We start from the raw sequence: 24,158 nt of genomic DNA on the forward strand, positions 1-24,158 counted from the left end.
CAATTGGCATAATATATTTTGTAACTTTATAAATGCTTCGTTTTTTTTCTAAGAAATTATTTTTAAAAGATTTATTGGAAGATTTTGTGGATATTCATAATCACATTCTTCCTGGTATAGATGATGGAGCTAAGACCATTGAAGATGCTTTAAGCTTATTAAAGAAAATGAACGAGTTAGGCATAAAGCAGTATATCCCCACACCTCATATTATGCAGGATTTTTATCCTAATACAGACGCTACAATAGGAGATGCTTTTCAAGCTTTATTAGGTGCGTTAGATTCAAATTTACTGGAAAGTATTACATTAAATCCAGCAGCAGAGTATATGCTTGATAATCATTTTGAAAGTTTATTAGAGAATGGAAATTTATTTACTTTAAAAAAAAATTATGTGCTTATTGAAATGTCTTATTTTCAAGCACCAATAAATTTAGAAGACATTATTTTTAAAATTAAAACACAGGGATATATGCCTATATTGGCACATCCTGAGCGTTATTCGTTTTATCATAATAATCTAGATTACTATAAAAGATTAAAACAACTGGGATGTAGCTTTCAACTGAATCTATTATCGTTAAGTGACCATTACGGTAAAAATGTTGAAAAAACTGCTAATTATTTAATGGAAGAACAGCTTATTGATTTTGCCGGTACCGATGTTCACAATGAAAAGCATGTAGAGAAATTATCAAATTTGATATTACATAGAAAAATAAATACCCTCTTAAATGGTATCATAGAAAATACGAACCAAACATTTTCGGTGATTTAAACTTTTCTTTTAAAGAAACCTTTCTTTTTGGGAGCTCCGTAATAACCATACTTTGCGCCATAACCAAAATTAGATTGTTTTACATCATTCACAACAAGCATCATACCATTAAGCTTATTACCAGCATGGAGTTCTTTGGCGAAATTCAATATACGTTTTTCGGTGTAATCAGCTCTTGTCAAATAAATGGTATGTCCAGCATATTCACTTATTAATAAGGTATCTGTAACAAGCATGGATGGTGCTGTATCTACGATAACGCAATCGTACTGATTAGACACAGAATCAAAGAGGTTCTTAATACGATCATTCATCAAAAGTTCTGCTGGGTTAGGCGGTACTTTTCCTGAAAGTAAAATATCAATGTTTATACCATTAATATCGTAAGCATTAATAGCTTCTCCTACTATTATCGATTTATCAACTAAAAATTCTGTAAGACCAACTTTTGAATGAACTTTATCTTTTTCATTATTAATGGCAGAATAAATTTGTGGATTCCTTATATCTGCTCCAAGGAGTAAAACTCTCTTACCAGTGTTTGCTAGTGTAAGTGCCATATTCAAGCTAAAAAAAGACTTACCTTCTCCATTAATTGTTGATGTTACAAAAATAACATTATCGTAATCTTTAGTACCCCTACCTCTTTTTACATAATCGAAATTAGTCCTTATTATTCTGAATGACTCAGATAAAATAGATCGATCATTGCGTTCTATCAAAGTACTATCGCTTTTCTTTACTCTAGGAACCTCACCTAGAACCGTTATATTCCTAATTTCTTTTTCTAAATCCTCTTTATTATGGATTTTTGTATCTAATAAACTCTTAGTGTAAATAATAGAAAAAGGAATAATGAGACCCAAAAATAATGCTGCTATATAAGCCATTCGCTTATTAGGCGACACCGGGCCTCCATAACTATTGTAAGCTTCATCAATTATTTTCGCACTGGGAGAAGTTGCTGTTAAAGATATAGTAGCCTCTTCTCTTTTCTCTAATAGATATAAATATAGAGATTCTTTGATGCCTTGTTTCCTTTCTATTGACCGTAACCTACGTTCTTGCCCTGGTACTGAGTATATTTTAGAATTAATCCTTTTGGATTGATTTTCAAGACTTCCTATCTGAATTCTAAGTGATTTACTTGAATTATTAATACTCTGCTGAAGGTTTTGTCTAATACCTCCTAATGTTTGATCTAATTCCTTAACTATAGGGTTCTGCTCTCCAGCACTTTTTAAGAGTGTTCTTCTTCTTTCAAGGAGTTGATTATATCTCGATGAAAGTTCAGTAATTGCTTGATCTCCTAAGCCTAAATTAGATGGAATAGCATCATATTTTCCAGAAGAATCTCCTAAAGACTCTTTCATATAGTTTAATTGGTTTAATTGCATTCTGCTAGCATCTAATTGTTGCTCATTTAATGCACTAGAATTTAAAAATTGACCAGCTTCAGAAGCGACATCGGTTACCTTATTCCCTGTTTTAAATCTTACAATACTATCATCAACATTCACTAAGTCTGAAGCTATCAATTCAACACGCTCATTAATAAAATTGGCAGTGTTTTTAGATATTTCATTTTTTTTCTGGATAGTAGAAATATTATACTCATCAATCAAAGTGTTTACTATATCTTTTGCTTTTTGTATAACTGGATCAGTAATACTAACCTCAATGACTTTTGACGACATTCCTGTAGGGTAAATTGAAATCCTATTTTTAAGAGACTCTGCCAATGATTCCAAAGGTGTTATCCTTACTCTAATATTATTTCCTATATAACCTTTTAATTTTTCACTTTTTGGGGTAATTATCATCCCTCCAAAAAACGTAGGGATTGTTTCTCCAAAAGTGTATTTCTTAGGAGGATCTTCTTCATTAATTCTAAAATTGAAATCGGTAGAAGAAAGAATTTCAGTATAAAAACCAAACCCTGTATTATTGATAACTGAATCGGCTTCAATAAAGTTTATAACTATTGGAGAGTTTTTATAAAGCTCAGATTCATTAACTCTTCCTTTAACAAAATAATTAATATTTAAATGTAATCTTTTGACAATATTCCTTAAAAAACTCCTGGATTTAATAACTTGTATCTCATCCTCAACCATGGCACCTTCTTTCTCAGAAAACAAAGACAAGTCTTTTAAAGCACTTGCAGAATCATCTTTGTCGTCTAAAAGCATTATTTTTGCCACTGCAAGATACTGAGGTGTAGTATACCTTAAATTTACATAAGCAATGCTTAAGCATATTATACAACTTAACGCAAACCATTTCCACTGCTTGAGGTAAACAGAAAGTATTTTCTTCAAATCAAATTTAAAATTTTCAGAATTATTATCAGATAAGTTTCTGTTGTCAATTAAAGCCATTTTAAATTTTCTTTCTAGTTTCTAGTAATCAATAAAAGTGTTGTTGTTATAAGAAATGATGTAATTGAAATTATTGTACCAATTCTTGCATCACCAGAGGCACCGCTTATTGCCGATTTATTAGGCTCTACGTAAACATAATCATTTTGTGTTAAATAATAAACAGGTGAATTAAAAACTTCTTTGTTTGTTAAGTCAATTCTAGTATACGTTTTTGTACCATTAAAATCTCTGACAACTAATACATTATCTCTCCTTCCCTTTATGGTTAAATCTCCAGCCATACCAAGTGCTTCAAGAATAGATATTCTTTCTCCAGAAACAGGATAAACACCAGGGTTGTTAACTTCTCCAGCTACGGTAACCCTAAAATTGAGAACTCTAAAAATGATTACTGGATCTTTTAGTAGGTCGCCTTCGGCGAATTTTTTCTTAAAAAGTGCTTTGGCTTCTTCAACGGTAAGGCCTAACAATTTTATTTTACCCAAAACGGGATAATCAATATTACCTTCTACATCAATAAGGTAGTCTATAAGTTCTCCTTGAGCACCAGCAGACCTAATTAAATTATAGGGTTGTGTAACTGTTTGGTCTAAAGTGGAAACATAAATACTCACAACATCTCCCACTTTTAGTTTAGCAGTGAAAGTGTCTGTATCTACAACAGTTTCAAAACTCTTGGCATTCTGAAAGTAAACGATATCCTGTTTTGATGTACATGAAGTAAAAAGCATACCAATTATTATGGCAGCAATTAGTATCTTACTTCGTATAAGTGGTTTATCCATTTTTATCATTATTTGGGGAAAATAATAAAATTAAAATTGATTCTTAAAGGTTTCCGTAATTTTTATCGGCTCTTTCTTCAGAGATTCCTTTAACTTTTTTATAAATCTGAACTCTTTTGTCAAAGCGTTCGTAATCAGAATTATTAGATTTATATTCTGGAATTAATCGTTTCATTTTCATAACAATATTGTTATTTTGGAAACGATTTGTTATACATAGCTCTTCTATTTGGGCTTTAACTTTATCGTAATCTAATTCCCTGGTCTTACTAATCATTATCTTTTTATGGTATGTAGACAATGTGTTTTCACCATTAGCCAATAACTCTTCATACAGCTTTTCTCCTGGACGTAATCCAGTAATCTTAATATCAATATCCTCTGGGAATCTTAGGCCAGAAAGTTTTATCATATTTTTGGCAAGATCATATATCTTAACAGACTCACCCATATCAAATATAAAAATCTCTCCTCCTTTACCCATAGTTCCTGCCTCAAGGACTAATTGAGAGGCTTCTGGGATGGTCATAAAATATCTAGTGATTTCTTTATGTGTCAAAGTAAGAGGTCCATCATTTTCAATCTGTTTTTTAAACAATGGAATTACAGAACCATTAGACCCTAATACATTACCAAATCTTGTTGTAATGAATTTTGTTTTACTTTCTTTTTGAAGACAGCTAATATACATCTCTGCCATTCTTTTAGTGGCCCCCATGACACTTGTTGGGTTAACCGCTTTATCTGTAGATACAAAAACAAATTTCTTTACATTATATCGAGATGCCGTATCTGCCAGAAGCTTCGTTCCATTAACATTAATTTTTATAGCTTCATAAGGCGATTTCTCCATTAATGGTACGTGCTTATAAGCAGCAGCATGAAATACCATAGTAGGCTTATGGTTTTGGAAAATAGTATCTATTCTTAAACCATCACGAATATCGGCTACTATAGCTGTAAAATTATGTTTTCCGTTTTGTTTTAAATCTTGTTGTACATCATAAAGAGCAGATTCGGCTTGGTCTACAAGAATTAATTCCTTTACATCAAAATTAGAAAGTTGTTTAACCAATTCACTACCGATAGATCCAGCAGCTCCAGTAACAATAACAGTTTCTCCTCTAAATTCATTTAGTAAATTAGGATTGTTTATTTCAATAGGAGGTCTTCCTAATAAATCTTCAATTTGCACTTGTTTAATTTGCTTAACGTTTAACTCTCCATTAATCCAACTTTCAATAGGCGGCACTTTAGTAATCTTTATATCTAGATTTACAAAGTCAATTAAGTTTTCCTTTTCTAAATTTTTTGAAGCAATAATTAATTCGTCTATTTGATTGGCTTCAATATAAGCATTAGTGATTTTTTCTTTTGAAAAAATAGAAATACCGTTTATCGATTTACCTTTTTTTCTTGAATTGTCGTCAATAAAGCCAACGACTTGAAATTTTGTACTAACATTACTTATTAAAGCATTATAAGTAACAATTCCTGAATCGCCAGCACCATAAATTAAAACGCGTTTCGAAGACATTAACTTGCACTTCAAGTATTTATATGTCATTTTAAAAAGCAACCTACTAGCACTAAGTATCACAAAACTCAATAAGGCATGCATGGTTACAATTGATAATGGTATTGTGAATCCTGGAAATACTTCAAATATCCTGTTTACTAGAACTGCTACAATACACGTTAATGACATAACAGTAACAGATTTAAATAAGTTTACAACATCTGTAAAACCAGTATGTCTAATAACACTTTTAAAGGACCCTATTAATAAAAAGCTAAAGGTCGCTACCGTAGCTAAAAAGGGTAATTGGATTAAAAACTGTTTTAAGTCAAAATTTAATGTAAAATTAAACCTAATTAAATATGCAATAAAAAACGTTGACAAGACTATTGCCAAATCAATTGCTAGCACGAGCCATTTCGAAGCATATTTCTGAGAGAAATAGGTAAAGTAATTATTTATCATAAGTTGGGGGTTTTTAAAATTTTATTTAGCACTCTATCTAAATCGTTTTGACTTAAATTAGATCCACTTGGTAAACAAAGACCTTTATCAAAAAGATCTTCAGAAACTCCATTTGTAAAATGAAGATAATCTTTAAAGACAGGTTGCATGTGCATTGGTTTCCACAATGGTCTTGATTCAATATCATCCTCCTGTAACGTAAGTCTTATTTGTTCACGAGTCTCGAAAGAATCTGTTTTTATGCAAGTAATCCATCTGTTTGAAAAGAACCCTTGAGGTTCTTCTAAAAACTCGATAGTATTAAATTGTGACAAATTTGCCTTATAGAAATTGAAATTTTTCCTTCTAGCTTCAACTCTATCATCAATCACTTCCATTTGTCCTCTACCAATTCCTGCTAAAACATTACTCATTCTGTAATTATAACCAATAGATGAATGTTCATAATGAGGCGCATTATCTCTTGCTTGTGTGGATAAAAAAACTGCTTTTTCTTTTAGACTTTGCGTATTGGTAATTAAAGCACCACCACCCGAGGTTGTTATTATTTTATTGCCATTAAATGATAATATACTAATATCAGAAAGTGTTGCACATTTTTGTTCAAAATAAGTACTACCCAAAGCTTCTGCACTATCCTCTATTACTGGTATCTCATATTTTTTAGCAATTGCATTAATTTCATTTGCCTTATAAGGCATTCCATATAAATGTACTGCTATTATCGCTTTAGGTTTTTTATATTTTTCTATTCTATCTTTAATAGCTATTTCTAATAACTCTGGCGACATGTTCCATGTGTCTGGTTCACTATCTATAAAAATAGGTGTAGCGCCTTGATATAGTATAGGATTTGCAGAAGCAGAAAAAGTGAAACTTTGACATAAAACTTCATCGCCTTTAGATACATTAAGTAATTCAAGTGCTAAATGGATAGCAGCTGTACCAGAGCTTAACGCAGCAACATGTTTATTTTCACCTAAATAATCCCTTAAATCATTTTCAAACCCATCAACATGTGGTCCTAATGGTGCAATCCAATTCGTATCAAAAGCCTCTGCTACAAATTTCTGCTCCGAACCTCCCATGTGAGGAGATGATAAATATATTTTAGTCTTGGTCAACATTTATACGTTTTATAATTTCAGTTTATTGCATAAGATATCCGTACAGCTTTTTACAACTGTACAATTTATTACATATACTATTTCTGAATGATTTCCCTCTTTATCCATAAAACAAAATTAATTCCTATTATTAGCTTAAATTAATATTTAGTATTAAGTGATTTTTAAAATATTTGTTGTATTAATCTATTTTTAATTTTACAGATTAATGATTGAGAGATTTTGGAAATATTTTATTTTTATCATTTAAATACAATTAAATTAATTTGCTATTAATCAATTCAATTTGTGTTTTACGGCGTAAATTTAGTAATTGTTTTGAAGCAATGTGACTAGAATTAATTTAATTCGCTAAAAGAGTAATTAAAATCGGTTAAATACATCTATGTTTTTAATTGAAAGTAAAAGTATGCATGTTGTCGATTCTATAATTTCAATTTTTAGTCTGTGGTGTTTTACTTAAACCTAGTGTTTTTGTAGGTTTTTTAATACATTTAAAGACAGTGATCAAAAATACATTCTTGAAGAAGATAAATGTCGGTTTTTAGATAAAGGTTTGTTTGGTCGTTTATTTTTACACATAGATGAATTTCATCGGGAAAAATGGGTATTGATATAATTAGTTAACCCGTTCCGTTTATTTTTTTAATATTTGCCTCGAATAAATAAATCCTAAATCTAAATGACCGAACAACAACTAAAAACTTTATTAGGAAAAACAGTACTTATTACTGGTGGTGCGGGTTTTATTGGCTCTAACCTATGTGAAGTTTTATTAGACCACAATATAAAGGTAGTTTGCTTAGATAATTTCTCGACAGGAAAACGAACCAATATAGATCCTTTTTTAAGTAACGATAATTTTAAATTAATTGAAGGGGATATTAGAAACCTTGATGATTGCCATAATGCATGTACAAACGTAGACTATGTATTACATCAAGCTGCCTTAGGGTCTGTGCCAAGATCTATAAATGATCCCATTACAACAAACGACGTCAACGTTTCTGGTTTTTTAAACATGTTGGTAGCTGCTAGAGACGCCAAAGTGAAACGTTTTGTATACGCTGCCAGCTCTTCAACTTATGGAGATCATGAGGCATTGCCTAAGATTGAAGATACTATTGGGAAACCATTATCTCCTTACGCCATCACTAAATACGTAAATGAATTATATGCAGAAATCTTTTTTAGCACATATAAATTAGATACTGTCGGGTTACGTTATTTTAATGTCTTTGGGAAAAGACAGGACCCAAATGGTGCATATGCTGCTGTAATCCCGAAGTTTGTTCAACAATATATAAATCACGAATCACCTATTATTAATGGAGATGGAAGTTATTCAAGAGACTTTACTTTTATTGATAATGTGGTTCAAATGAATATCAATGCATTGACTGTTGATAATAAAGATGCATTAAATACTGTGTACAATGTCGCATACGGAGAGCGAACGACTTTAATTGAGTTAGCGACTTTACTAAAAGAATATTTATCTGAATTTGATAGCGTTATAGGTAATATTGAAATAAAACACAGAGATAATAGAATTGGAGATATCCCTCACTCTTTAGCTTCTATTGATAAAGCAAAACAATTATTAAATTACGACCCAAAATACAATATTAACAGTGGTTTAAAAGAAGCTGTAAAGTGGTATTGGGAGAATTTAAAATAAAGTTATATTATCAAAATAAAAAATGAAGGATATTAAAATTGCCGTTATTGGATTGGGCTATGTTGGCCTGCCATTGGCTAGACTTTTTGCAACTAAATATAATGTTGTAGGCTTTGATATTAATCAAGGTAGAATTAATGAATTGTCTGAAGGAAATGATTCGACTCTTGAAGTAGATTCCGATACTTTAAAATCAGTTTTAAAAAACAATGCAGTCGATGGCATAGGTTTGTATTGTAGTGCTTCACTTGAAGATATAAAAGATTGCAACTATTATGTAATTACGGTTCCTACCCCTATTGATAAGAACAATAGACCAGATTTAACACCTCTTTATAAGTCTAGTGAAACCGTTGCTAAAGTTTTAAAGAAAGGAGATATCGTTATTTACGAATCTACAGTATATCCTGGTGTAACAGAAGATGAATGTGTACCAGTTCTTGAAAAAATTAGCGGACTTGCATTTAATAAAGATTTTTATGTAGGCTATTCGCCAGAAAGAATAAACCCCGGTGACAAACTTCATACGGTTGAGAAAATACTTAAAGTAACGGCTGGTTCTACTCCAGAAATTGGTAAAAAAGTGGACGCTTTATATGCTAGTGTTATTACAGCTGGGACTCATTTAGCGCCTACTATTAAAGTAGCTGAAGCGGCTAAAGTAATTGAAAATTCACAACGTGATATAAATATTGCTTTTGTTAATGAATTGGCTAAGATTTTCAATTTAATGGATATTGATACACATTCTGTCCTCAAAGCAGCTGGTACTAAATGGAACTTTTTACCATTTAAACCTGGATTAGTTGGCGGACATTGTATAGGTGTAGATCCATATTACTTAGCACAAAAAGCCCAAGAGGTTGGATATCATCCAGAAATTATATTGGCAGGACGTCGCGTAAATGATAGTATGGGACAATATGTAGCTTCTGAAGTTATTAAATTAATGGTAAAGAATGATATTCGCATTAAAGATGCTAAGATATTAGTTCTTGGCATTACATTCAAGGAAAACTGTCCAGATGTTAGAAATACTAAAGCTGTTGATGTTATTAATCAATTAAAAAGTTATGGTACAAATATTACTGTTTATGACCCTTGGGCAGAACCAGAAGAGGTTGAGAATGAATATAATTTGCAAACTACAAAAGTACTGTCTAACAATAAATTTGATGCTGTAGTTTTAACAGTAGCTCATGACGAATTCCTAAATAATGATTTTAGTGATATATTAAATACTAATGGCGTGTTATATGATGTAAAAGGTGTCTTAAAAGATACTAACGTTAATGGAAGGCTTTAATGTAAAATACTAGCTTAAAAAAATATTTAGCCTAATTAAAAATTAACACTTTTAGCATTTTTTGTTTGAATTGAAAAAAGTTAAAACCTTTAAAATTGATGTTTATGAAAATTTTAATAACAGGAGGAGCAGGTTTTATTGGCTCTCACGTAGTGCGATTGTTTGCTACTAAATATCCGAATTATCAAATATATAATTTAGATGCTCTGACGTATGCAGGAAATTTAGAGAATTTAAAAGATTTAGAGTCTTTAAATAATTATACTTTTATAAAAGGAGATATTACAAATGAAGATTTTATAAAACAAATTTTCAAAAAATATAAATTTGAGGCAATTATTCATTTGGCAGCGGAATCTCATGTAGATAGATCTATAACTGACCCTTTAGCATTTGCAAAAACAAATATTTTGGGTACTATGATTTTACTGAATGCATTTAAGAATTTGTGGAAAGATAACTGGAATGATAAACTATTTTACCATATAAGTACAGATGAAGTTTATGGAACTTTAGGAACTGATGGTCTTTTTAAAGAGTCTACGCCTTATGCTCCTAATTCACCTTATTCAGCTTCAAAAGCAAGTTCAGACCATTTTGTGAGAGCATATGGAGAAACTTACAATTTACCTTACGTGATTTCTAATTGTTCAAACAATTATGGTCCCAATCAATTTCCTGAAAAACTTATTCCTTTATTTATAAATAACATTATAAATAACAAAGTTTTACCTGTTTATGGAGATGGGAATTATACAAGGGATTGGTTATATGTTAAAGATCATGCAATAGCAATCGATTTAATCTTTCATAAAGGAAAAAATGCCGAAACTTATAATATTGGAGGATTTAATGAATGGAAAAACTTGGATTTGGTGAAGCTACTTTGTGATGTTATGGATGAGAAATTAGACAGAAAGCTTGGTAGTTCTCAGGAGTTAATAACATTTATAAAAGATAGACCTGGTCATGATTTAAGGTATGCTATCGATGCGTCAAAAATCAACAACAACTTGGGTTGGAGTCCCTCAGTAACCTTTGAGCAAGGCTTGTTAAAAACTGTAGATTGGTATTTAGAAAACTCAGAATGGTTACAAAATGTTACTTCTGGAAATTACCAATCCTATTATGATAAAATGTATTTACAGAATTAGTGACAATACTAAAAACAATAAAATATGAAAGGAATTATTTTAGCAGGAGGATCAGGAACAAGATTGTATCCTTTAACTATATCTGTTAGTAAACAACTATTACCTGTTTATGATAAACCAATGATATATTATCCACTATCCGTTTTAATGATTGCTGGAATAAGAGAAGTGCTCTTAATTACGACTCCTCATGATCAAGAAGCATTTAAAAAACTTTTAGGTGATGGTTCCCAAGTAGGGTGTCGTTTTGAGTATGCAGTACAACCAGAACCAAATGGACTGGCCGAAGCTTTTATCATTGGAGAAAAATTTATAGGAGATAGTAAAGTAGCTCTTGTGCTTGGTGATAACATTTTTTATGGGAATGGCTTTGGAAAACTGTTAAGAAGTAAAACTAATATAAAAGGAGCTTCAATATTTGCTTATCCCGTAAATGATCCAGAGCGTTATGGTGTGGTCGAATTTGATAAAAAAGAGAAAGCTATTAGTATAGAAGAAAAACCAAAACATCCAAAATCTTCATATGCAGTACCTGGTTTATACTTTTATGACAACAGAGTGGTAGAATTTGCAAAAAAAGTAAAGCCTTCTCAAAGAGGAGAAAAAGAAATTACCACGTTGAATCAAATGTATTTGGACCTTAACGAATTAGAGGTTGGAATCATGACCAGAGGTATGGCATGGCTAGATACGGGTACAGTAGATGCTATGGATAGCGCTACTGAATTTGTGAGAGTTATGGAAAAACGAACAGATAAGAAGGTTGCTTGCATAGAAGAAATAGCTTACTTGCACGGATATATTAATGAAGAACAAGCTTTGGAAGTATCAAAAAAATATGGAAAAAGTGGTTATGGAAGTTATATTCAAAAAATAGTAAATTCATAATGGATCTAATCAAACAAATTGATTTGCCAAAAATCTTAGATAAACGTGGCAATTTAAGCTTTTTTGAAAGTAATAATCAAATTCCATTTGATATAAAAAGGACTTATTGGATTTATGATGTGCCAGGTGGAGAAATTAGGGGAAGTCATGCTTTTAAGAAATCTACGGAATTTATCATAGCACTTTCAGGTAGCTTTGATGTTATACTTAATGATGGAGTTGAAGAAAAAAAATATAGCTTAAATAGATCTTATTATGGACTTTATGTTCCAAACTTATTATGGAGAAGGCTTGAAAATTTTTCAACGAACTCTCTAGCTCTTATTGTATCTTCTATGGAGTATAATGAAAAAGACTATATAAGAGATTTTGATAATTTTAAAATCATTAGAGATGAAGCTAAAAAATAATACAGTTTATGATTGTTCTGTGATAGATGTTTCCAAAATTCATAATAATGCAGGAAATATAACAGTCATAGAAAATGGACATAATATCCCTTTTAATGTTAATCGCATATATTATTTATATGATGTCCCGAGTGGAGAAGCAAGAGGAGGGCATGCACATTATGAACTGGAACAATTTATCGTAGCTGCTAGTGGAAGTTTTGATGTTATTCTAGATGATGGATTAAATAGAAAAAGAGTATCTCTTAATAGACCTAATTTAGCGCTTCATGTAGTACCAGGTTTATGGAGAGAACTAGATAATTTTTCCTCTGGATCTATTTGTATGGTATTGGCATCACATGCTTATGATGAAAATGATTATATAAGAGATTACAGTAAATTTTTAAAATATCGAAATTAGAAATGATTTATTGGAAAGGTCAAATAATTAATCCGGAAAATTTTAGAGTTCCTTCATTTTATATAAGTCCATTTAATGTTAAAGAATTGTCTAAAATGGACAAGATTAAATCCATTCCTGTAGATAATAATGATATGGTTGCCAAACTTAATTCGAGGTTTGGCAATAATCATGAGTTTTTAATGAACGGTAAAGAAGCTATATACAAAGCGCTATCTTTCTACAACTTAAACAGAAACGATGAAGTCTATATCGTAACAAGTACAGGCAATAAATATGTAAGTAGTTGTGTCACAAATGAAATTGAGAAGTATTGTAATTGGTCAAGAAATCTAAGTGATAAAACTAAATTAATATTTGTTATTCATGAATTTGGAGTCGTTTATGAGCAGATGGATGAACTAAGAGAAATAAATTTGCCAATTGTAGAAGATTTAGCAATGTCTCTTTTTTCCAATGATATTGATAATAAAGCTGGAACATATGGAGATTTTACTGTTTATAGTTTGCCTAAGTTCTTCCCCATACAATTTGGTGGTGTTTTAAGATACAATAACCCCGAATTTAGTGATGAGCTAAGCAGAAACGATTTGCCTTTTCAAATTGATTTAAAAAAGACATCCTATTTTTATTTAAAAAAGGAAAAAAAAATAATCAAAAAAAGATTAGCAAATTATAATTATTATGCTTTAAAATTAAATGAAATTGGATTAGAAACTAGGTTTGCTTTAAACCTAAAAGAGACACCTTCTGTTTATATGTTTACTACAGATTCTTTGAATTTGGATAAACTTAAAATTTTTATGCAGAAAAATGGTGTTGAATGTAGTGTTTTCTATGGAGAGAATGCCTTTTACATTCCTGTACATCAAAATTTAAAGAAAGTTGACTTAGATTTTATTATTAATCTTATTAAATATTTTACAATTGAAAACCAGTAATATTACATTAGGAAAAGATGTTATTGTAGACAGTACAACTTCGATCAATAATGTTACGATTCAAAATAATGTAAAAATTGCAAAACATTGCAGTATTTACGGTTCAGAATCAAATATTTTAGAAATAGGAAGTGAAACCTATATTGGAATGTTTTCAATAATTAATGGTTTCTCTGAAAAAGTGACTATTGGAAATAATGTTTCTATAGCACAAAATGTAAATATAATGAGTGATTCAGGTCCAAATGCTAGCTCGGAAATGCAAAAATATTTCCCTTTGATAAAAGGAAAAGTAGTAATTGGAGATCATTGTTGGATTGGAGCTAATGTAGTTATTATGCCAAATGTTATTCTTTCAGAATTTTGTGTGGTTGCGGCTAATAGCTTTGTTAATTCTAGTTTCCCCCCCTATTCTGTTATTGGAGGAAACCCTGCTAAATTAATTAAAACTATAACTAAATAGTTAAAAAAATATAAGAAATGGAAATTAAAAAATACGATAGCACTCAAAAAACAGTTTGGGATGACTTTATTCCAAAAAGCAAAAATGGAGTTTTTCTCTTTTATCGTGAATATTTAGATTATCATAAAGAACGGTTCACAGATCATTCTTTAATTATTTTAAAAAAAAACAAAGTAATTGCATTATTTCCCGCAAATGAAAACGAAAATAAAATATTTTCTCACGGAGGTTTGACTTTTGGCTCTTTAATAATGGGACATGATACAAGGGCTGTGGAAGTATTGGATATATTTTTAAAAATTAAAGAATATTATAAAAAATTAAATTTTACAGACATAATCTATAAAGTAGTACCTTCTATTTTTCATAAATATCCCTCAGAAGAAGATTTATATGCCTTATTTAGAATGGATGCAAAACTTATTAGAAGGGATATTTCTTCTGTCATAAAAATAAATAATAAAATTCGTTTTTCAGAAAGTAAAAGACAGGCTGTAGCAAAATGCATGAAAAACGAGATCGTTTTTTCTGAAAACAACGATTTTGGAGAATATTGGGATTTGTTAACCAATGTTCTGGCAAAGTTTGGTATAAAACCTGTTCATACGCTAGAAGAAATTAATAATTTAAAAAAATCATTTCCTGATAAAATAAAATTATTTGAAGCAAGAAAAGATAACGTTTTATTAGCAGGAATAGTAATTTATGATTTTGATAATGTTGTGCATACACAATATATGGCTAACTCTCAAGAAGGTAGGAAAATTGGGGCATTAGATTTTATAAATAATTGTTTAATAAATGAAGTTTATAGTGATAGGGAGTTTTATAGTTTTGGTATTTCTACAAGTGATCAAGGCAGATCTTTGAATGAGGGACTAATTCAACAGAAAGAAATGATGGGAAGCAGAGGCGTTGCAATAGATTTTTATAATATTAGTTTGTAAATAAATATTTAATAAAAAATGGTTAAATTTCTTGATCTTCAGAAAATAAATGCACAATATGAACAGGAGCTTAAAGAGGCTGCTAACAGAGTTATCGATTCTGGTTGGTATTTGTTGGGAAATGAATTAGAATCTTTTGAAACCAATTATGCTAAGTTTTGTCAAACAAAGCATGCTATTGGGGTTGCTAATGGGCTTGATGCCTTAAGGCTTGTTTTTAAAGCTTATATCGAATTAGGAATCATGCAAGTTGGAGACGAGGTTATTGTTCCTGCCAATACATATATTGCATCTATATTAGCCATTACTGACAATCATTTGGTTCCAGTTTTTGTTGAGCCTAATATTGATACTTATAATTTAGATTCCAGTAAAATTGAACATGCAATTACACCTAAAACAAAAGCTGTTTTGACAGTGCATCTTTATGGACAGAATTCCATTGATGATAATATGTTAGATGTTTGTAAAAAATATGATCTGAAGTTAGTTGAAGATAGCGCTCAATCACATGGTGCCTTATGGAAAGGAAAGGTTATGGGAAGTATTGGGGATGCTACAGGCCATAGTTTTTATCCCGGTAAAAACCTAGGAGCTTTAGGTGATGCCGGAGCAGTTACTACAAATGATGATGAATTAGCTCAGGTTATTCGTACTTTAGCTAATTATGGGTCTTCTAAGAAGTATGAGAATGTATATCGTGGCCTTAATTCAAGATTAGACGAAATACAAGCAGCTTTTTTAAATGTGAAATTAAAGTATATCCATATAGATATAACAGGTAGAAGGCGCGTTGCTAACTATTATTTGCAACATATTAATAATCCTGAAATCATATTACCCAAAGTTTTAAGCCAAGACGGCCATGTGTGGCATTTATTCGTAATAAGGACTTCAAAAAGAGAAAAATTACAAAAATATCTAAACGAAAATGGTGTACAAACACTAATTCATTATCCTATTCCACCACATAAACAACAAGCTTATATAGAATTTAATCATTTAAGCTTACCAACGACAGAAAAAATACATGAAGATGTTTTGAGTTTGCCCATAAGTGCAGTATTGAGTGAATCTGAATTAGAAAAAATAACCAAAACGATTAACCTGTACTCTACTGATAATTAATGAAAAGATTTCTTAACATCATAAAAAAAATAGTACTAAGCCTTCCTTTATTGGTAGTCAATAGATTGATTTGCAATATTAGATCGTATTATTACACTCGAAAAATAGATAGTGGTGGCGGAAACATAATCATAACCGAACCCTTTTTAAAATTCTCATTAAGAAAACGAAAAACATCTCAACTATTCATTAAAGGAACTTTACGAATTACATCACATATAGGAGGAAACTCAAAGACGGTAATTTCTCTTGGAAATAACTCGATATTGAAAATTAATAATGATTTCTCAATAGGTAATGGGGTAAGAGTAATGTTAAATGCAAATTCTACTCTTATTATAGGTGGGAAAAATAAAGAAAGTGACTCTGGAATTACATGCGACACCCTAATTATGGTTAATAAAAAAATTAGTATTGGTGAAGATTTTATATGTGCATGGGGTAATTTCATTAGTGATTCAGATTGGCACTCAATTGAAGGGCAAAACCATCAAAAAGATGTGATCATAGGCAGTCATACATGGATTGCTAATAATTGTAACATTTTAAAAGGAACTGTAATAGGTAACAATACTATTGTTGCCAGTAATACTAAAATTGTAAATAAAACTTTTCCAAATGATGTATTAATTGCTGGAATTCCACCAAAAATAATAAAACAGGAGATAAATTGGTCAAGAGATATATAAACTATTTTTAAAAATTAAGATGAACGAAGATAAAAAGTCTTACCGTGATATAATAAAGGCTACTTCTCTATTTGGTGGTGTCCAGGTTTTTAATATAATCATTGCCATAGTTCGATCAAAAATAATAGCTGTTTTATTAGGTCCTGCAGGAATGGGAATTGCAGGATTGCTTGGCTCTTCTTTAGGTTTAATATCCTCTTTAACAAATTTTGGATTAGGAACGAGTGCTGTTCGAGATATAGCTGCAGCTTATGAAACAGGTGATCAAAATAGAATTAGCAAAGTAATCAGTATTTTTAGGCGTTTAGTTTGGTTAACGGGACTCCTAGGTGCTTTTGTTACATTAATTTTTTCTAAAGCATTAAGTAATTTAACCTTTGGAAATACTGAATACACAGTGGCATTTATCTGGTTATCTTGTACACTCCTGTTTAATCAATTAGCTAGTGGTCAAGGCGTGTTGCTACAAGGCACTCGAAAGTTAAAATATTTAGCCAAAGCTAATATGGTTGGGTCTTTTGTTGGATTATTCGTAACCGTCCCTTTATATTATTATTACGGAATTGATGGCATTGTTCCCGCAATGATAATGGCTTCCATATTCTCATTAATAATTACCTGGTATTTTTCAAGAAAAGTCACTATAGAAAAAGTTAAAGTAACTCGAAAAGAAACTATTTACGAAAGCAAGGGCATGTTGAAAATGGGATTTATGTTAAGTTTAAGTGGGTTAATAGGCGTGGCTGCTTCTTATATAGTTCGCATCTATATTAGCAATATAGGAGGGGTTGATGATGTAGGTTTATATAATGCAGGTTTTACCATTATAGGAACTTATGTTGGGCTGATTTTCTCTGCTATGGCTACAGATTATTACCCAAGGCTTTCAGGAGTTGCTAAGGACAATAGAAAAGCGGCGTTGTTAATTAATCAGCAAGCAGAGGTTGGTATATTAATTTTAGCTCCGATTTTAACCATATTTCTAATATTTATAAATTGGGTAATTATAATCTTATATTCAACAAAATTTATTGAGGTAAGTGGCATGATACATTGGGCAGCATTAGGCATGTATTTTAAAGCAGCCAGCTGGTCAATTGGATTTATACTATTAGCAAAAAGCGCTTCAACTGTATTTTTTTGGAGCGAACTTATAGCGAATGTTTACATCATAATTTTTAATCTTATTGGGTATAAATATTTAGGCCTAAATGGTTTAGGGATTTCCTTTTTGATAAGTTATATATTCTCATTAATACAAATATATTTTATAGCTAATTATAAATATAATTTCACATTTAATTTAGTTTTTTATAAAATATTTAGCTTTCAGTTAATACTAGGGATTATTAGTTTTTTAATAATCAAATTCATTCCTACTCCTTGGGCATATATAATGGGGTTACCTTTTATTTTTGTTTCTTGTTGGTACTCATTCAAGGAATTAGATAACCGATTGAATCTAAAAGAAATTATTTCAAAATTTAGAAAAAAGTAATTCAAAAAGATATGATAGAAATACACTCTGAAGATACTGTAAATGATTTAAAACCAATGGTATCAATTATTGTTATTACTTATAACTCATCAAAGTACCTTTTGGATACCTTAATGAGTGCAAAAAATCAAAGTTATCATAATATTGAATTAATTATATCGGATGATGGTTCAACAGATGATACCAAAAATATTTGTGAAGAATGGCTTCAAAATAACAAAGATAGGTTCATAGGAACAGAATTAATTACCGTACAAAAAAATACGGGCATTCCAGCTAATTTAAATAGAGGGTTAAAAAAGGCAAAAGGTGAATGGCTAAAGTTCATTGCGGGAGATGATATTTTAGACATAAATTGTGTGAAATCTTATATGGATTTTGTAAATAAAGATCAGCTAAAGCCTTCATTTTTATTTAGTAACCTAGTTTTTTTTCAAAATTCTATAGATAATATTGTAAGAGTAGATCAAATTGATAAATTAATTACAAAAAAACAGAAGCATCAATTTTTAGATTATTTATGTGACAGGCCTACTATTACGCCATCTGGATTTATTTCTAAAGAAATATTGGTATCGCTAGGTGGGTATAACGAGAAATATAGGTTACTTGAAGATGTTCCCTTATTTATAAAAGCTTTAAGAAAGGGGATTCCATTTAATTTATTAAATGAAAACTTGGTTTACTATCGAATTTCTGAAGTATCCATTTCAAATGATAGTGAAAACAGTAATTCTGTTTCTAAATTGTTTCTGCAATCAATTCAACAATACTATAATTTTGAAATCTATCCAGAATTATTAAAAAGGTTTTTAATACTAAATTATTTAAAGGCAAAAGTAAAATTTAGATTTGCTTCTACTGGAAAATACCCTAACAATATTGTAACGAAGGTTATGTATAAATTAATAATAAAACTTGCATTATTTGAAAAGAAAACACGTCTTTTTTTCAAATAAAATAATATATAGATTATGAAAATAAAAACAATAACTTGCCATGAGGTTTATAATTATGGTGCTAGCTTACAAGAATATGCACTAATTAATTACCTTGAATTATTGGGGCATGAAACTGAAGCTATTCATTACAAGCCAAACTATTTAAGTAACCATTTAAATATATGGCGTGTACCAAATGCTTCTCTTAAAATTCCTATAATAAAACATCTATATTTATTAGCGAAATTACCGTCTAGGATTGGTGAATTGAAAAAGAAAAAAGCTTTTGACATTTTTTCAGAAAAATATATCAAAACAGGTGATGTTTTGTATAAATCAAATGAAGAACTAAAAGAAAATATACCGTCTGCTGATGTATATATTTGTGGTAGTGATCAAATATGGAATTCTTTTTTTCAGAACGGTAAAGATCCAGCATTTTATTTAGATTTTGCTCCTAACGATAAACTAAAAATTTCCTATGCTGCTAGTTTTGCAATTGATGAAATAAAAGAAAGTTTAAAACCTTTTGTTAAAGAAAAAATAGAACGTTTAAATTCTGTTTCTGTTAGAGAAACTTCAGGTGTGGATATTTTAGAACAGCTTGAAATAAATGCAACACAAGTCTTAGACCCAGTGTTTTTATTCAACAAAGAATATTGGAATGATAAATTTGTCTTTCCTATAAATGAAAAATTCATATTAATTTATGATTTTGACAGTAATTCTCTTATACAAAAACTAGCTTTAAAACTAGCAAAAGAAAACGGACTCAAAATTTTTGCAGTAAATAAGAATATAAAATATGCTGACACTAATTTTTGGCAAAAGGGTCCAGAACATTTCTTATCCTTAGTAGCAAATGCCGAACTCATTATTTCTAATTCATTTCATGCTGTTGCCTTTTCTTTAATCTTTAACAAACAGTTTTTAGTGGTTAATAGAAAAGAAAAAATTAATACTAGAATGAGAGATTTACTAGCATTATTTGGTATTTCTAATTTATTACTAAATGATGATAGCGATATAAAAAAACAAACTATAAAACCTATTAATTCTTATGACTTTATTAATAATAAGATGTATGAAGCAATAGATAAGTCTAAACGGTTTTTAAAAGAAGCTATAAGTAGCTAAAACATGAAAAAGATAGTTTTTGTTATAGAATCTTTACACCACGGAGGAGCTGAAAAAAGCTTGGTAACTCTCTTGGACTTTTTAGATTATAATAGCTTTGCTGTAAAACTCTTATTGTTTAGAAAAGGAGGAGAATTTGAAAAATTTGTTCCGAAAGAAGTTAGCATTACATATATAAACCCGTTTGAAGGAATTAATAAAGTTTCCCTTTTATTTTTAAGAGCTCGTTTTTTGATAAATAAAAAATTAAATAAGAACAAACGATACCATAATGCTCAGCTATTTTGGAAAACATTTGGCAATTCTATTCGAGCAAATAAAATTACTTGTGATACTGCTATCGCTTACAATCAAGGGTTTGCTACATATTATGTTGCAGAAAAAATCTTAGCTCAAAAAAAATACTCCTGGTTGAATACAGATTACATTAAAGCAGGCTACCAAGCATCATTTGATTATAATAAATATACCCAATTTAAAAAAATAATTTGCGTTTCTCAAGAAAATGAATTAGCATTTATAAAAGCTAATAAATTAAATAATAAGGTTTTACCAACAGAAATCATAAAAGACATTACTGATGATTTAGACATTAAAAACAAATGTTTTGAAAAAACTGAATTTGATTTAAAAAAAGATGAATTCAAAATATTGACAGTAGGTCGTTTAGCAAAAGCAAAAGGTTTTGAATTAGCTATCAAAGCTTGCAAAATTCTAAAAGATAAAGGAATTGAACACAAATGGTATGTCATAGGTGAAGGTTCAGAGCGCGAGAACCTGGAAAGAATCATATTAGAAGAAAACTTAGAAGATACTTTTATATTATTGGGGTATAAAGAGAACCCTTATCCATATATAAACACCTGTAACATATACGTGCAAACATCTTTGTTTGAGGGATTAGGACTAACCGTAATTGAAGCTGCCATTTTACAAAAACCAATCGTAACGACTAATTTTCCAACAGCACCATCCTTAATAACTCATAACGAAACTGGACTTATTTGCGAAATGGATGCAAATGATATTGCTCATAATATTTTGGTATATATTGAAAATAGAGAATTTAAAAATAAGATTATAAATAACTTATCGAAATTGAAAAATGATGATAAAGAGAAATCATTAGCAAAATTCAATAAATTAATTTAAATAAAACCTTATTAAATATTACTAAAATGAAACTTCTATATATTACAAATGGTGTTGATGGGCCTGGAGGTTTAGAACGTGTTTTATCAATAAAAGCAAGTTATTTAGCAGATGTTTTAGGGTATGACCTAGACATCATTACGCTTAACCAATTAAGTTCTTCATTATTCTATAATTTTAGTGATAAAATAAAGTTTCATAATATAAAAGCCAGTGGAGGTGTTTTTAAATATATTAAAAGCTATATAAATGGTATACGAAATAAAGTAAAGGAAATAAACCCCGATATTATTTTAGTATGTGATGACGGTTTAAAAGGCTTTTTTTTACCACTATTAATCGGTAAATCCTCAATTATGATATATGAAAGGCACGCTTCTAAAAATATCATAAAAAAAACTGACACACCAAATATTCTTCAGAAGCTAAAATTTAAAGCCTTTAATTTATTGATGCATAAAGGAGCTAAAGCATTTAATGCCTTTATTGTTTTGACAAATGACAATTTAAATGAATGGCCTCTTAATAATTTACATGTTATTGCTAATCCTCTTTCATTTTACCCAGAAGAAAGAGCGCTTCTAACCAAAAGAACGGTTATTAGCGTTGGCAATCATGGGTTTCAAAAAGGTTATGATAGGTTATTAGAAAGTTGGAAACTAGTGGTAGGTAAATATCCAAACTGGAATTTGGAAATATATGGAAAAATAGATGCTCAAAAAAAACATATTAAATTAGCTGATGATTTAGGAATTAAAAAAAATGTTTCTTTTTTCAATCCAGTTAAAAATATTCAAGATAAATATAAAGAAGCTTCAATATATGCTATGTCTTCTAGGTCTGAAGGTTTTGGTATGGTATTAATAGAAGCTATGGCTTTTGGACTTCCATGTGTTGCTTATAATTGCCCATGTGGTCCAAAGGATATCATTACAGAAAATAAAGATGGTTTTTTAATAGAAAATGGAGATATTAATGAGTTTGCTAATAAATTAGTTCTATTAATAAAAGAGCAAGAATTGCGCTCTAAAATGGGATTAAATGCAAGAAGCACAGCAAAAAAGTATTTAGCTGAAAATATTATGTTACAGTGGGATGAGTTATTTAAAAATCTAAAAAATCAAAATGCTTTATGAAAAATATCCTTTTAATTATGCCTTATGGTAGTGTTGGTGGGATGGAGAGGTTAGCATTGTCTTTTCATAATCACTACAAAAAAAAAGGGTATAATGTTAAAGCTATTAAGTTTATAAAATTACAGTCTGATATTATAAATTTTGGAGAGGACGAACTATATTTTAAAGATAAAGATTTTTATCAGATGTCAGCTTCAGAGCGTTTTAAATTTTATTTAACCGCTCCTAAGCTTTTACGTAAAATTATAAAAAAAGAAAAAATAACCCACTCCATTGCTTTTGGGGATATGGCAAATTTCTTTAGTTCATTAACATTTACTAAAGAATTCAAAATTGCTAGTATTCATGCCTTAAAGAGTGTTGAGTTCTCTAATAAATCATTCTTTAATTCCATCTTTAAATTAAGTTATAAAACTTCCTATTACTTTATTAACAAGGTCGTTTGTATAAGTAAAGATATCAAACAGGATTTAATAAGTAAATGTGGTTTTAAGTTTGTTAATAAGCTAAATGTTATATATAACCCTCATGATTTAATAGAAATAAATAGGCTATCAAAACAACAAATAGAAGATTCTAAAGAATTAGAGCTTTTTTCTCAAACTGAAAACCTCATTCTCTTTTTGGGTCGATTATCAATTCAAAAATCTCCTTGGCATCTCATCAAAGCCTTTTCATTAGTCTTACCTGAAAACCCAAATTCCAAACTTGTTTTTATAGGAGATGGAGATAATGAAGTCCGAGAGCATTTAAATAAACTAATTGACGAACTTGATATTGCTAAAAACGTCGTGTTTTTAGGTAGAAAAAGCAACCCCTACAACTACTTGTCTAAAGCTAAATTATTAGCGCTTTCTTCTCATTATGAAGGAACGCCCAATGTTATTGTAGAGTCCATATGCGTTGAAACTCCAATAGTTTCTTCTTTTTGTACCAAAGGTATTACAGAGCTTATGGGAACTTCTGACATCACAGAAGTAAATGATAACATTGAAACAGAAAGCGGTATTGTAACGCCTAATCTTTTTTTTGGTAAATTAGGCATTCCTAGTAACAATGAATTTATTGAAGAAGAAATAAAGTTTGCTAAGGCTATAAAATCTGTAATGAAATCTAATAAACATCAAAATGTATTGAAAAAAAATAAGGATATTTTACTTGCCAAATTTGATATAGATACTGTAACAAAAGAATACTTGAAAAAGTAAAATATATTAATATATAA

At 29.9% G+C, this 24,158-nt stretch carries 22 protein-coding genes; 18 read left to right on the top strand and 4 right to left on the bottom strand.

The genetic code is table 11. The annotated features are described in order from the left end of the window. Nucleotides 1-32: 32 nt before the first annotated feature. Nucleotides 33-779, top strand: coding sequence for a tyrosine-protein phosphatase (locus tag HHX25_RS12430; RefSeq protein ID WP_169673847.1), 747 nt, complete (start codon nt 33-35; stop codon nt 777-779). Here the strand turns inward: HHX25_RS12430 and HHX25_RS12435 are convergent. The 4 genes from HHX25_RS12435 to HHX25_RS12450 are packed head-to-tail and all read right to left on the bottom strand — an operon-like array spanning nt 776 to nt 7,059. Continuing rightward, a complete protein-coding gene (locus HHX25_RS12435) occupies nt 776-3,160 on the bottom strand; it encodes a GumC family protein (protein WP_169673850.1) in 2,385 nt (794 codons plus the stop codon). The genes HHX25_RS12430 and HHX25_RS12435 overlap by 4 nt on opposite strands. 14 nt (nt 3,161-3,174) lie before the next feature. Continuing rightward, nucleotides 3,175-3,948 (bottom strand): polysaccharide biosynthesis/export family protein, encoded by a 774-nt coding sequence (locus HHX25_RS12440; protein WP_169673853.1) that lies wholly within the window; start codon nt 3,946-3,948, stop codon nt 3,175-3,177. Between the two features lie 43 nt (nt 3,949-3,991). Next, nucleotides 3,992-5,932 (bottom strand): polysaccharide biosynthesis protein, encoded by a 1,941-nt coding sequence (locus tag HHX25_RS12445; RefSeq protein WP_169673856.1) that lies wholly within the window; start codon nt 5,930-5,932, stop codon nt 3,992-3,994. Then, nucleotides 5,929-7,059 (bottom strand): DegT/DnrJ/EryC1/StrS family aminotransferase, encoded by a 1,131-nt coding sequence (locus HHX25_RS12450; protein ID WP_169673859.1) that lies wholly within the window; start codon nt 7,057-7,059, stop codon nt 5,929-5,931. The genes HHX25_RS12445 and HHX25_RS12450 overlap by 4 nt, the downstream gene beginning before the upstream one ends. A 682-nt stretch (nt 7,060-7,741) precedes the next feature. On the opposite strand from HHX25_RS12450, the gene HHX25_RS12455 reads away from it, so the two are divergent. The 17 genes from HHX25_RS12455 (at nt 7,742) to HHX25_RS12535 (ending at nt 24,141) form a co-directional block, all read left to right on the top strand. After that, nucleotides 7,742-8,740 (top strand): SDR family oxidoreductase, encoded by a 999-nt coding sequence (locus HHX25_RS12455; RefSeq protein WP_169673862.1) that lies wholly within the window; start codon nt 7,742-7,744, stop codon nt 8,738-8,740. A 22-nt stretch (nt 8,741-8,762) separates the two neighbouring features. Next, nucleotides 8,763-10,046 carry a nucleotide sugar dehydrogenase gene (locus HHX25_RS12460; protein WP_169673865.1) on the top strand — a complete coding sequence of 428 codons (1,284 nt, stop codon included), beginning with the start codon at nt 8,763-8,765 and terminating at the stop codon, nt 10,044-10,046. 104 nt (nt 10,047-10,150) lie between these two features. Then, nucleotides 10,151-11,200, top strand: coding sequence for a dTDP-glucose 4,6-dehydratase (gene rfbB, locus HHX25_RS12465; protein WP_169673868.1), 1,050 nt, complete (start codon nt 10,151-10,153; stop codon nt 11,198-11,200). Nucleotides 11,201-11,224: 24 nt separating this feature from the next. Then, nucleotides 11,225-12,088 carry a glucose-1-phosphate thymidylyltransferase RfbA gene (gene rfbA, locus HHX25_RS12470; protein ID WP_169673871.1) on the top strand — a complete coding sequence of 288 codons (864 nt, stop codon included), beginning with the start codon at nt 11,225-11,227 and terminating at the stop codon, nt 12,086-12,088. After that, nucleotides 12,088-12,498: a sugar 3,4-ketoisomerase gene (locus tag HHX25_RS12475; protein ID WP_169673874.1), complete on the top strand. Its 411-nt coding sequence runs from the start codon at nt 12,088-12,090 to the stop codon at nt 12,496-12,498. The genes rfbA and HHX25_RS12475 overlap by 1 nt, the downstream gene beginning before the upstream one ends. After that, a complete protein-coding gene (locus HHX25_RS12480) occupies nt 12,482-12,901 on the top strand; it encodes a sugar 3,4-ketoisomerase (RefSeq protein WP_169673877.1) in 420 nt (139 codons plus the stop codon). The genes HHX25_RS12475 and HHX25_RS12480 overlap by 17 nt, the downstream gene beginning before the upstream one ends. 2 nt (nt 12,902-12,903) lie before the next feature. Continuing rightward, nucleotides 12,904-13,842: a DegT/DnrJ/EryC1/StrS family aminotransferase gene (locus tag HHX25_RS12485; protein ID WP_169673880.1), complete on the top strand. Its 939-nt coding sequence runs from the start codon at nt 12,904-12,906 to the stop codon at nt 13,840-13,842. Next, entirely contained in the window at nt 13,829-14,305 is a 477-nt protein-coding gene (locus HHX25_RS12490; RefSeq protein WP_169673883.1) for an acyltransferase, read from the top strand. The genes HHX25_RS12485 and HHX25_RS12490 overlap by 14 nt, the downstream gene beginning before the upstream one ends. A 17-nt stretch (nt 14,306-14,322) precedes the next feature. Beyond that, nucleotides 14,323-15,252: a GNAT family N-acetyltransferase gene (locus tag HHX25_RS12495; protein WP_169673886.1), complete on the top strand. Its 930-nt coding sequence runs from the start codon at nt 14,323-14,325 to the stop codon at nt 15,250-15,252. A gap of 18 nt (nt 15,253-15,270) precedes the next feature. Further along, a complete protein-coding gene (locus HHX25_RS12500) occupies nt 15,271-16,380 on the top strand; it encodes a DegT/DnrJ/EryC1/StrS family aminotransferase (protein ID WP_169673889.1) in 1,110 nt (369 codons plus the stop codon). Then, entirely contained in the window at nt 16,380-17,069 is a 690-nt protein-coding gene (locus tag HHX25_RS12505; RefSeq protein WP_169673891.1) for an acyltransferase, read from the top strand. Before HHX25_RS12500 ends, HHX25_RS12505 begins: the two co-directional genes overlap by 1 nt. A gap of 19 nt (nt 17,070-17,088) precedes the next feature. After that, the gene (locus HHX25_RS12510) at nt 17,089-18,567 is read left to right on the top strand and encodes an O-antigen translocase (protein WP_169673894.1); all 1,479 of its coding nucleotides are present in this window, start codon (nt 17,089-17,091) and stop codon (nt 18,565-18,567) included. An 11-nt stretch (nt 18,568-18,578) separates the two neighbouring features. Further along, complete coding sequence (locus HHX25_RS12515; protein ID WP_169673897.1) at nt 18,579-19,526, top strand: glycosyltransferase; 948 nt, start codon at nt 18,579-18,581, stop codon at nt 19,524-19,526. Nucleotides 19,527-19,541: 15 nt separating this feature from the next. Beyond that, nucleotides 19,542-20,645: a polysaccharide pyruvyl transferase family protein gene (locus tag HHX25_RS12520; protein ID WP_169673900.1), complete on the top strand. Its 1,104-nt coding sequence runs from the start codon at nt 19,542-19,544 to the stop codon at nt 20,643-20,645. A gap of 3 nt (nt 20,646-20,648) precedes the next feature. Further along, a complete protein-coding gene (locus tag HHX25_RS12525; RefSeq protein ID WP_169673903.1) occupies nt 20,649-21,797 on the top strand; it encodes a glycosyltransferase in 1,149 nt (382 codons plus the stop codon). A 26-nt stretch (nt 21,798-21,823) separates the two neighbouring features. Next, complete coding sequence (locus tag HHX25_RS12530) at nt 21,824-22,933, top strand: glycosyltransferase family 4 protein (protein WP_169673906.1); 1,110 nt, start codon at nt 21,824-21,826, stop codon at nt 22,931-22,933. Beyond that, nucleotides 22,930-24,141 carry a glycosyltransferase gene (locus HHX25_RS12535; RefSeq protein ID WP_169673909.1) on the top strand — a complete coding sequence of 404 codons (1,212 nt, stop codon included), beginning with the start codon at nt 22,930-22,932 and terminating at the stop codon, nt 24,139-24,141. The genes HHX25_RS12530 and HHX25_RS12535 overlap by 4 nt, the downstream gene beginning before the upstream one ends. The last annotated feature ends 17 nt before the right edge of the window (nt 24,142-24,158 follow it).

It is taken from the genome of Flavivirga algicola (assembly GCF_012910715.1).
Classification (GTDB): domain Bacteria; phylum Bacteroidota; class Bacteroidia; order Flavobacteriales; family Flavobacteriaceae; genus Flavivirga; species Flavivirga algicola.

Excerpts from the sequence above, each read along its gene's own strand:
- HHX25_RS12430 (WP_169673847.1), top strand. The coding sequence starts at position 33 with ATGCTTCGTTTTTTTTCTAAGAAATTATTTTTAAAAGATTTATTGGAA.
- HHX25_RS12435 (WP_169673850.1), bottom strand. The coding sequence starts at position 3,160 with ATGGCTTTAATTGACAACAGAAACTTATCTGATAATAATTCTGAAAAT.
- HHX25_RS12440 (WP_169673853.1), bottom strand. The coding sequence starts at position 3,948 with ATGGATAAACCACTTATACGAAGTAAGATACTAATTGCTGCCATAATA.
- HHX25_RS12445 (WP_169673856.1), bottom strand. The coding sequence starts at position 5,932 with ATGATAAATAATTACTTTACCTATTTCTCTCAGAAATATGCTTCGAAA.
- HHX25_RS12450 (WP_169673859.1), bottom strand. The coding sequence starts at position 7,059 with ATGTTGACCAAGACTAAAATATATTTATCATCTCCTCACATGGGAGGT.
- HHX25_RS12455 (WP_169673862.1), top strand. The coding sequence starts at position 7,742 with ATGACCGAACAACAACTAAAAACTTTATTAGGAAAAACAGTACTTATT.
- HHX25_RS12460 (WP_169673865.1), top strand. The coding sequence starts at position 8,763 with ATGAAGGATATTAAAATTGCCGTTATTGGATTGGGCTATGTTGGCCTG.
- rfbB (WP_169673868.1), top strand. The coding sequence starts at position 10,151 with ATGAAAATTTTAATAACAGGAGGAGCAGGTTTTATTGGCTCTCACGTA.
- rfbA (WP_169673871.1), top strand. The coding sequence starts at position 11,225 with ATGAAAGGAATTATTTTAGCAGGAGGATCAGGAACAAGATTGTATCCT.
- HHX25_RS12475 (WP_169673874.1), top strand. The coding sequence starts at position 12,088 with ATGGATCTAATCAAACAAATTGATTTGCCAAAAATCTTAGATAAACGT.
- HHX25_RS12480 (WP_169673877.1), top strand. The coding sequence starts at position 12,482 with ATGAAGCTAAAAAATAATACAGTTTATGATTGTTCTGTGATAGATGTT.
- HHX25_RS12485 (WP_169673880.1), top strand. The coding sequence starts at position 12,904 with ATGATTTATTGGAAAGGTCAAATAATTAATCCGGAAAATTTTAGAGTT.
- HHX25_RS12495 (WP_169673886.1), top strand. The coding sequence starts at position 14,323 with ATGGAAATTAAAAAATACGATAGCACTCAAAAAACAGTTTGGGATGAC.
- HHX25_RS12500 (WP_169673889.1), top strand. The coding sequence starts at position 15,271 with ATGGTTAAATTTCTTGATCTTCAGAAAATAAATGCACAATATGAACAG.
- HHX25_RS12505 (WP_169673891.1), top strand. The coding sequence starts at position 16,380 with ATGAAAAGATTTCTTAACATCATAAAAAAAATAGTACTAAGCCTTCCT.
- HHX25_RS12510 (WP_169673894.1), top strand. The coding sequence starts at position 17,089 with ATGAACGAAGATAAAAAGTCTTACCGTGATATAATAAAGGCTACTTCT.
- HHX25_RS12515 (WP_169673897.1), top strand. The coding sequence starts at position 18,579 with ATGATAGAAATACACTCTGAAGATACTGTAAATGATTTAAAACCAATG.
- HHX25_RS12520 (WP_169673900.1), top strand. The coding sequence starts at position 19,542 with ATGAAAATAAAAACAATAACTTGCCATGAGGTTTATAATTATGGTGCT.
- HHX25_RS12525 (WP_169673903.1), top strand. The coding sequence starts at position 20,649 with ATGAAAAAGATAGTTTTTGTTATAGAATCTTTACACCACGGAGGAGCT.
- HHX25_RS12530 (WP_169673906.1), top strand. The coding sequence starts at position 21,824 with ATGAAACTTCTATATATTACAAATGGTGTTGATGGGCCTGGAGGTTTA.
- HHX25_RS12535 (WP_169673909.1), top strand. The coding sequence starts at position 22,930 with ATGAAAAATATCCTTTTAATTATGCCTTATGGTAGTGTTGGTGGGATG.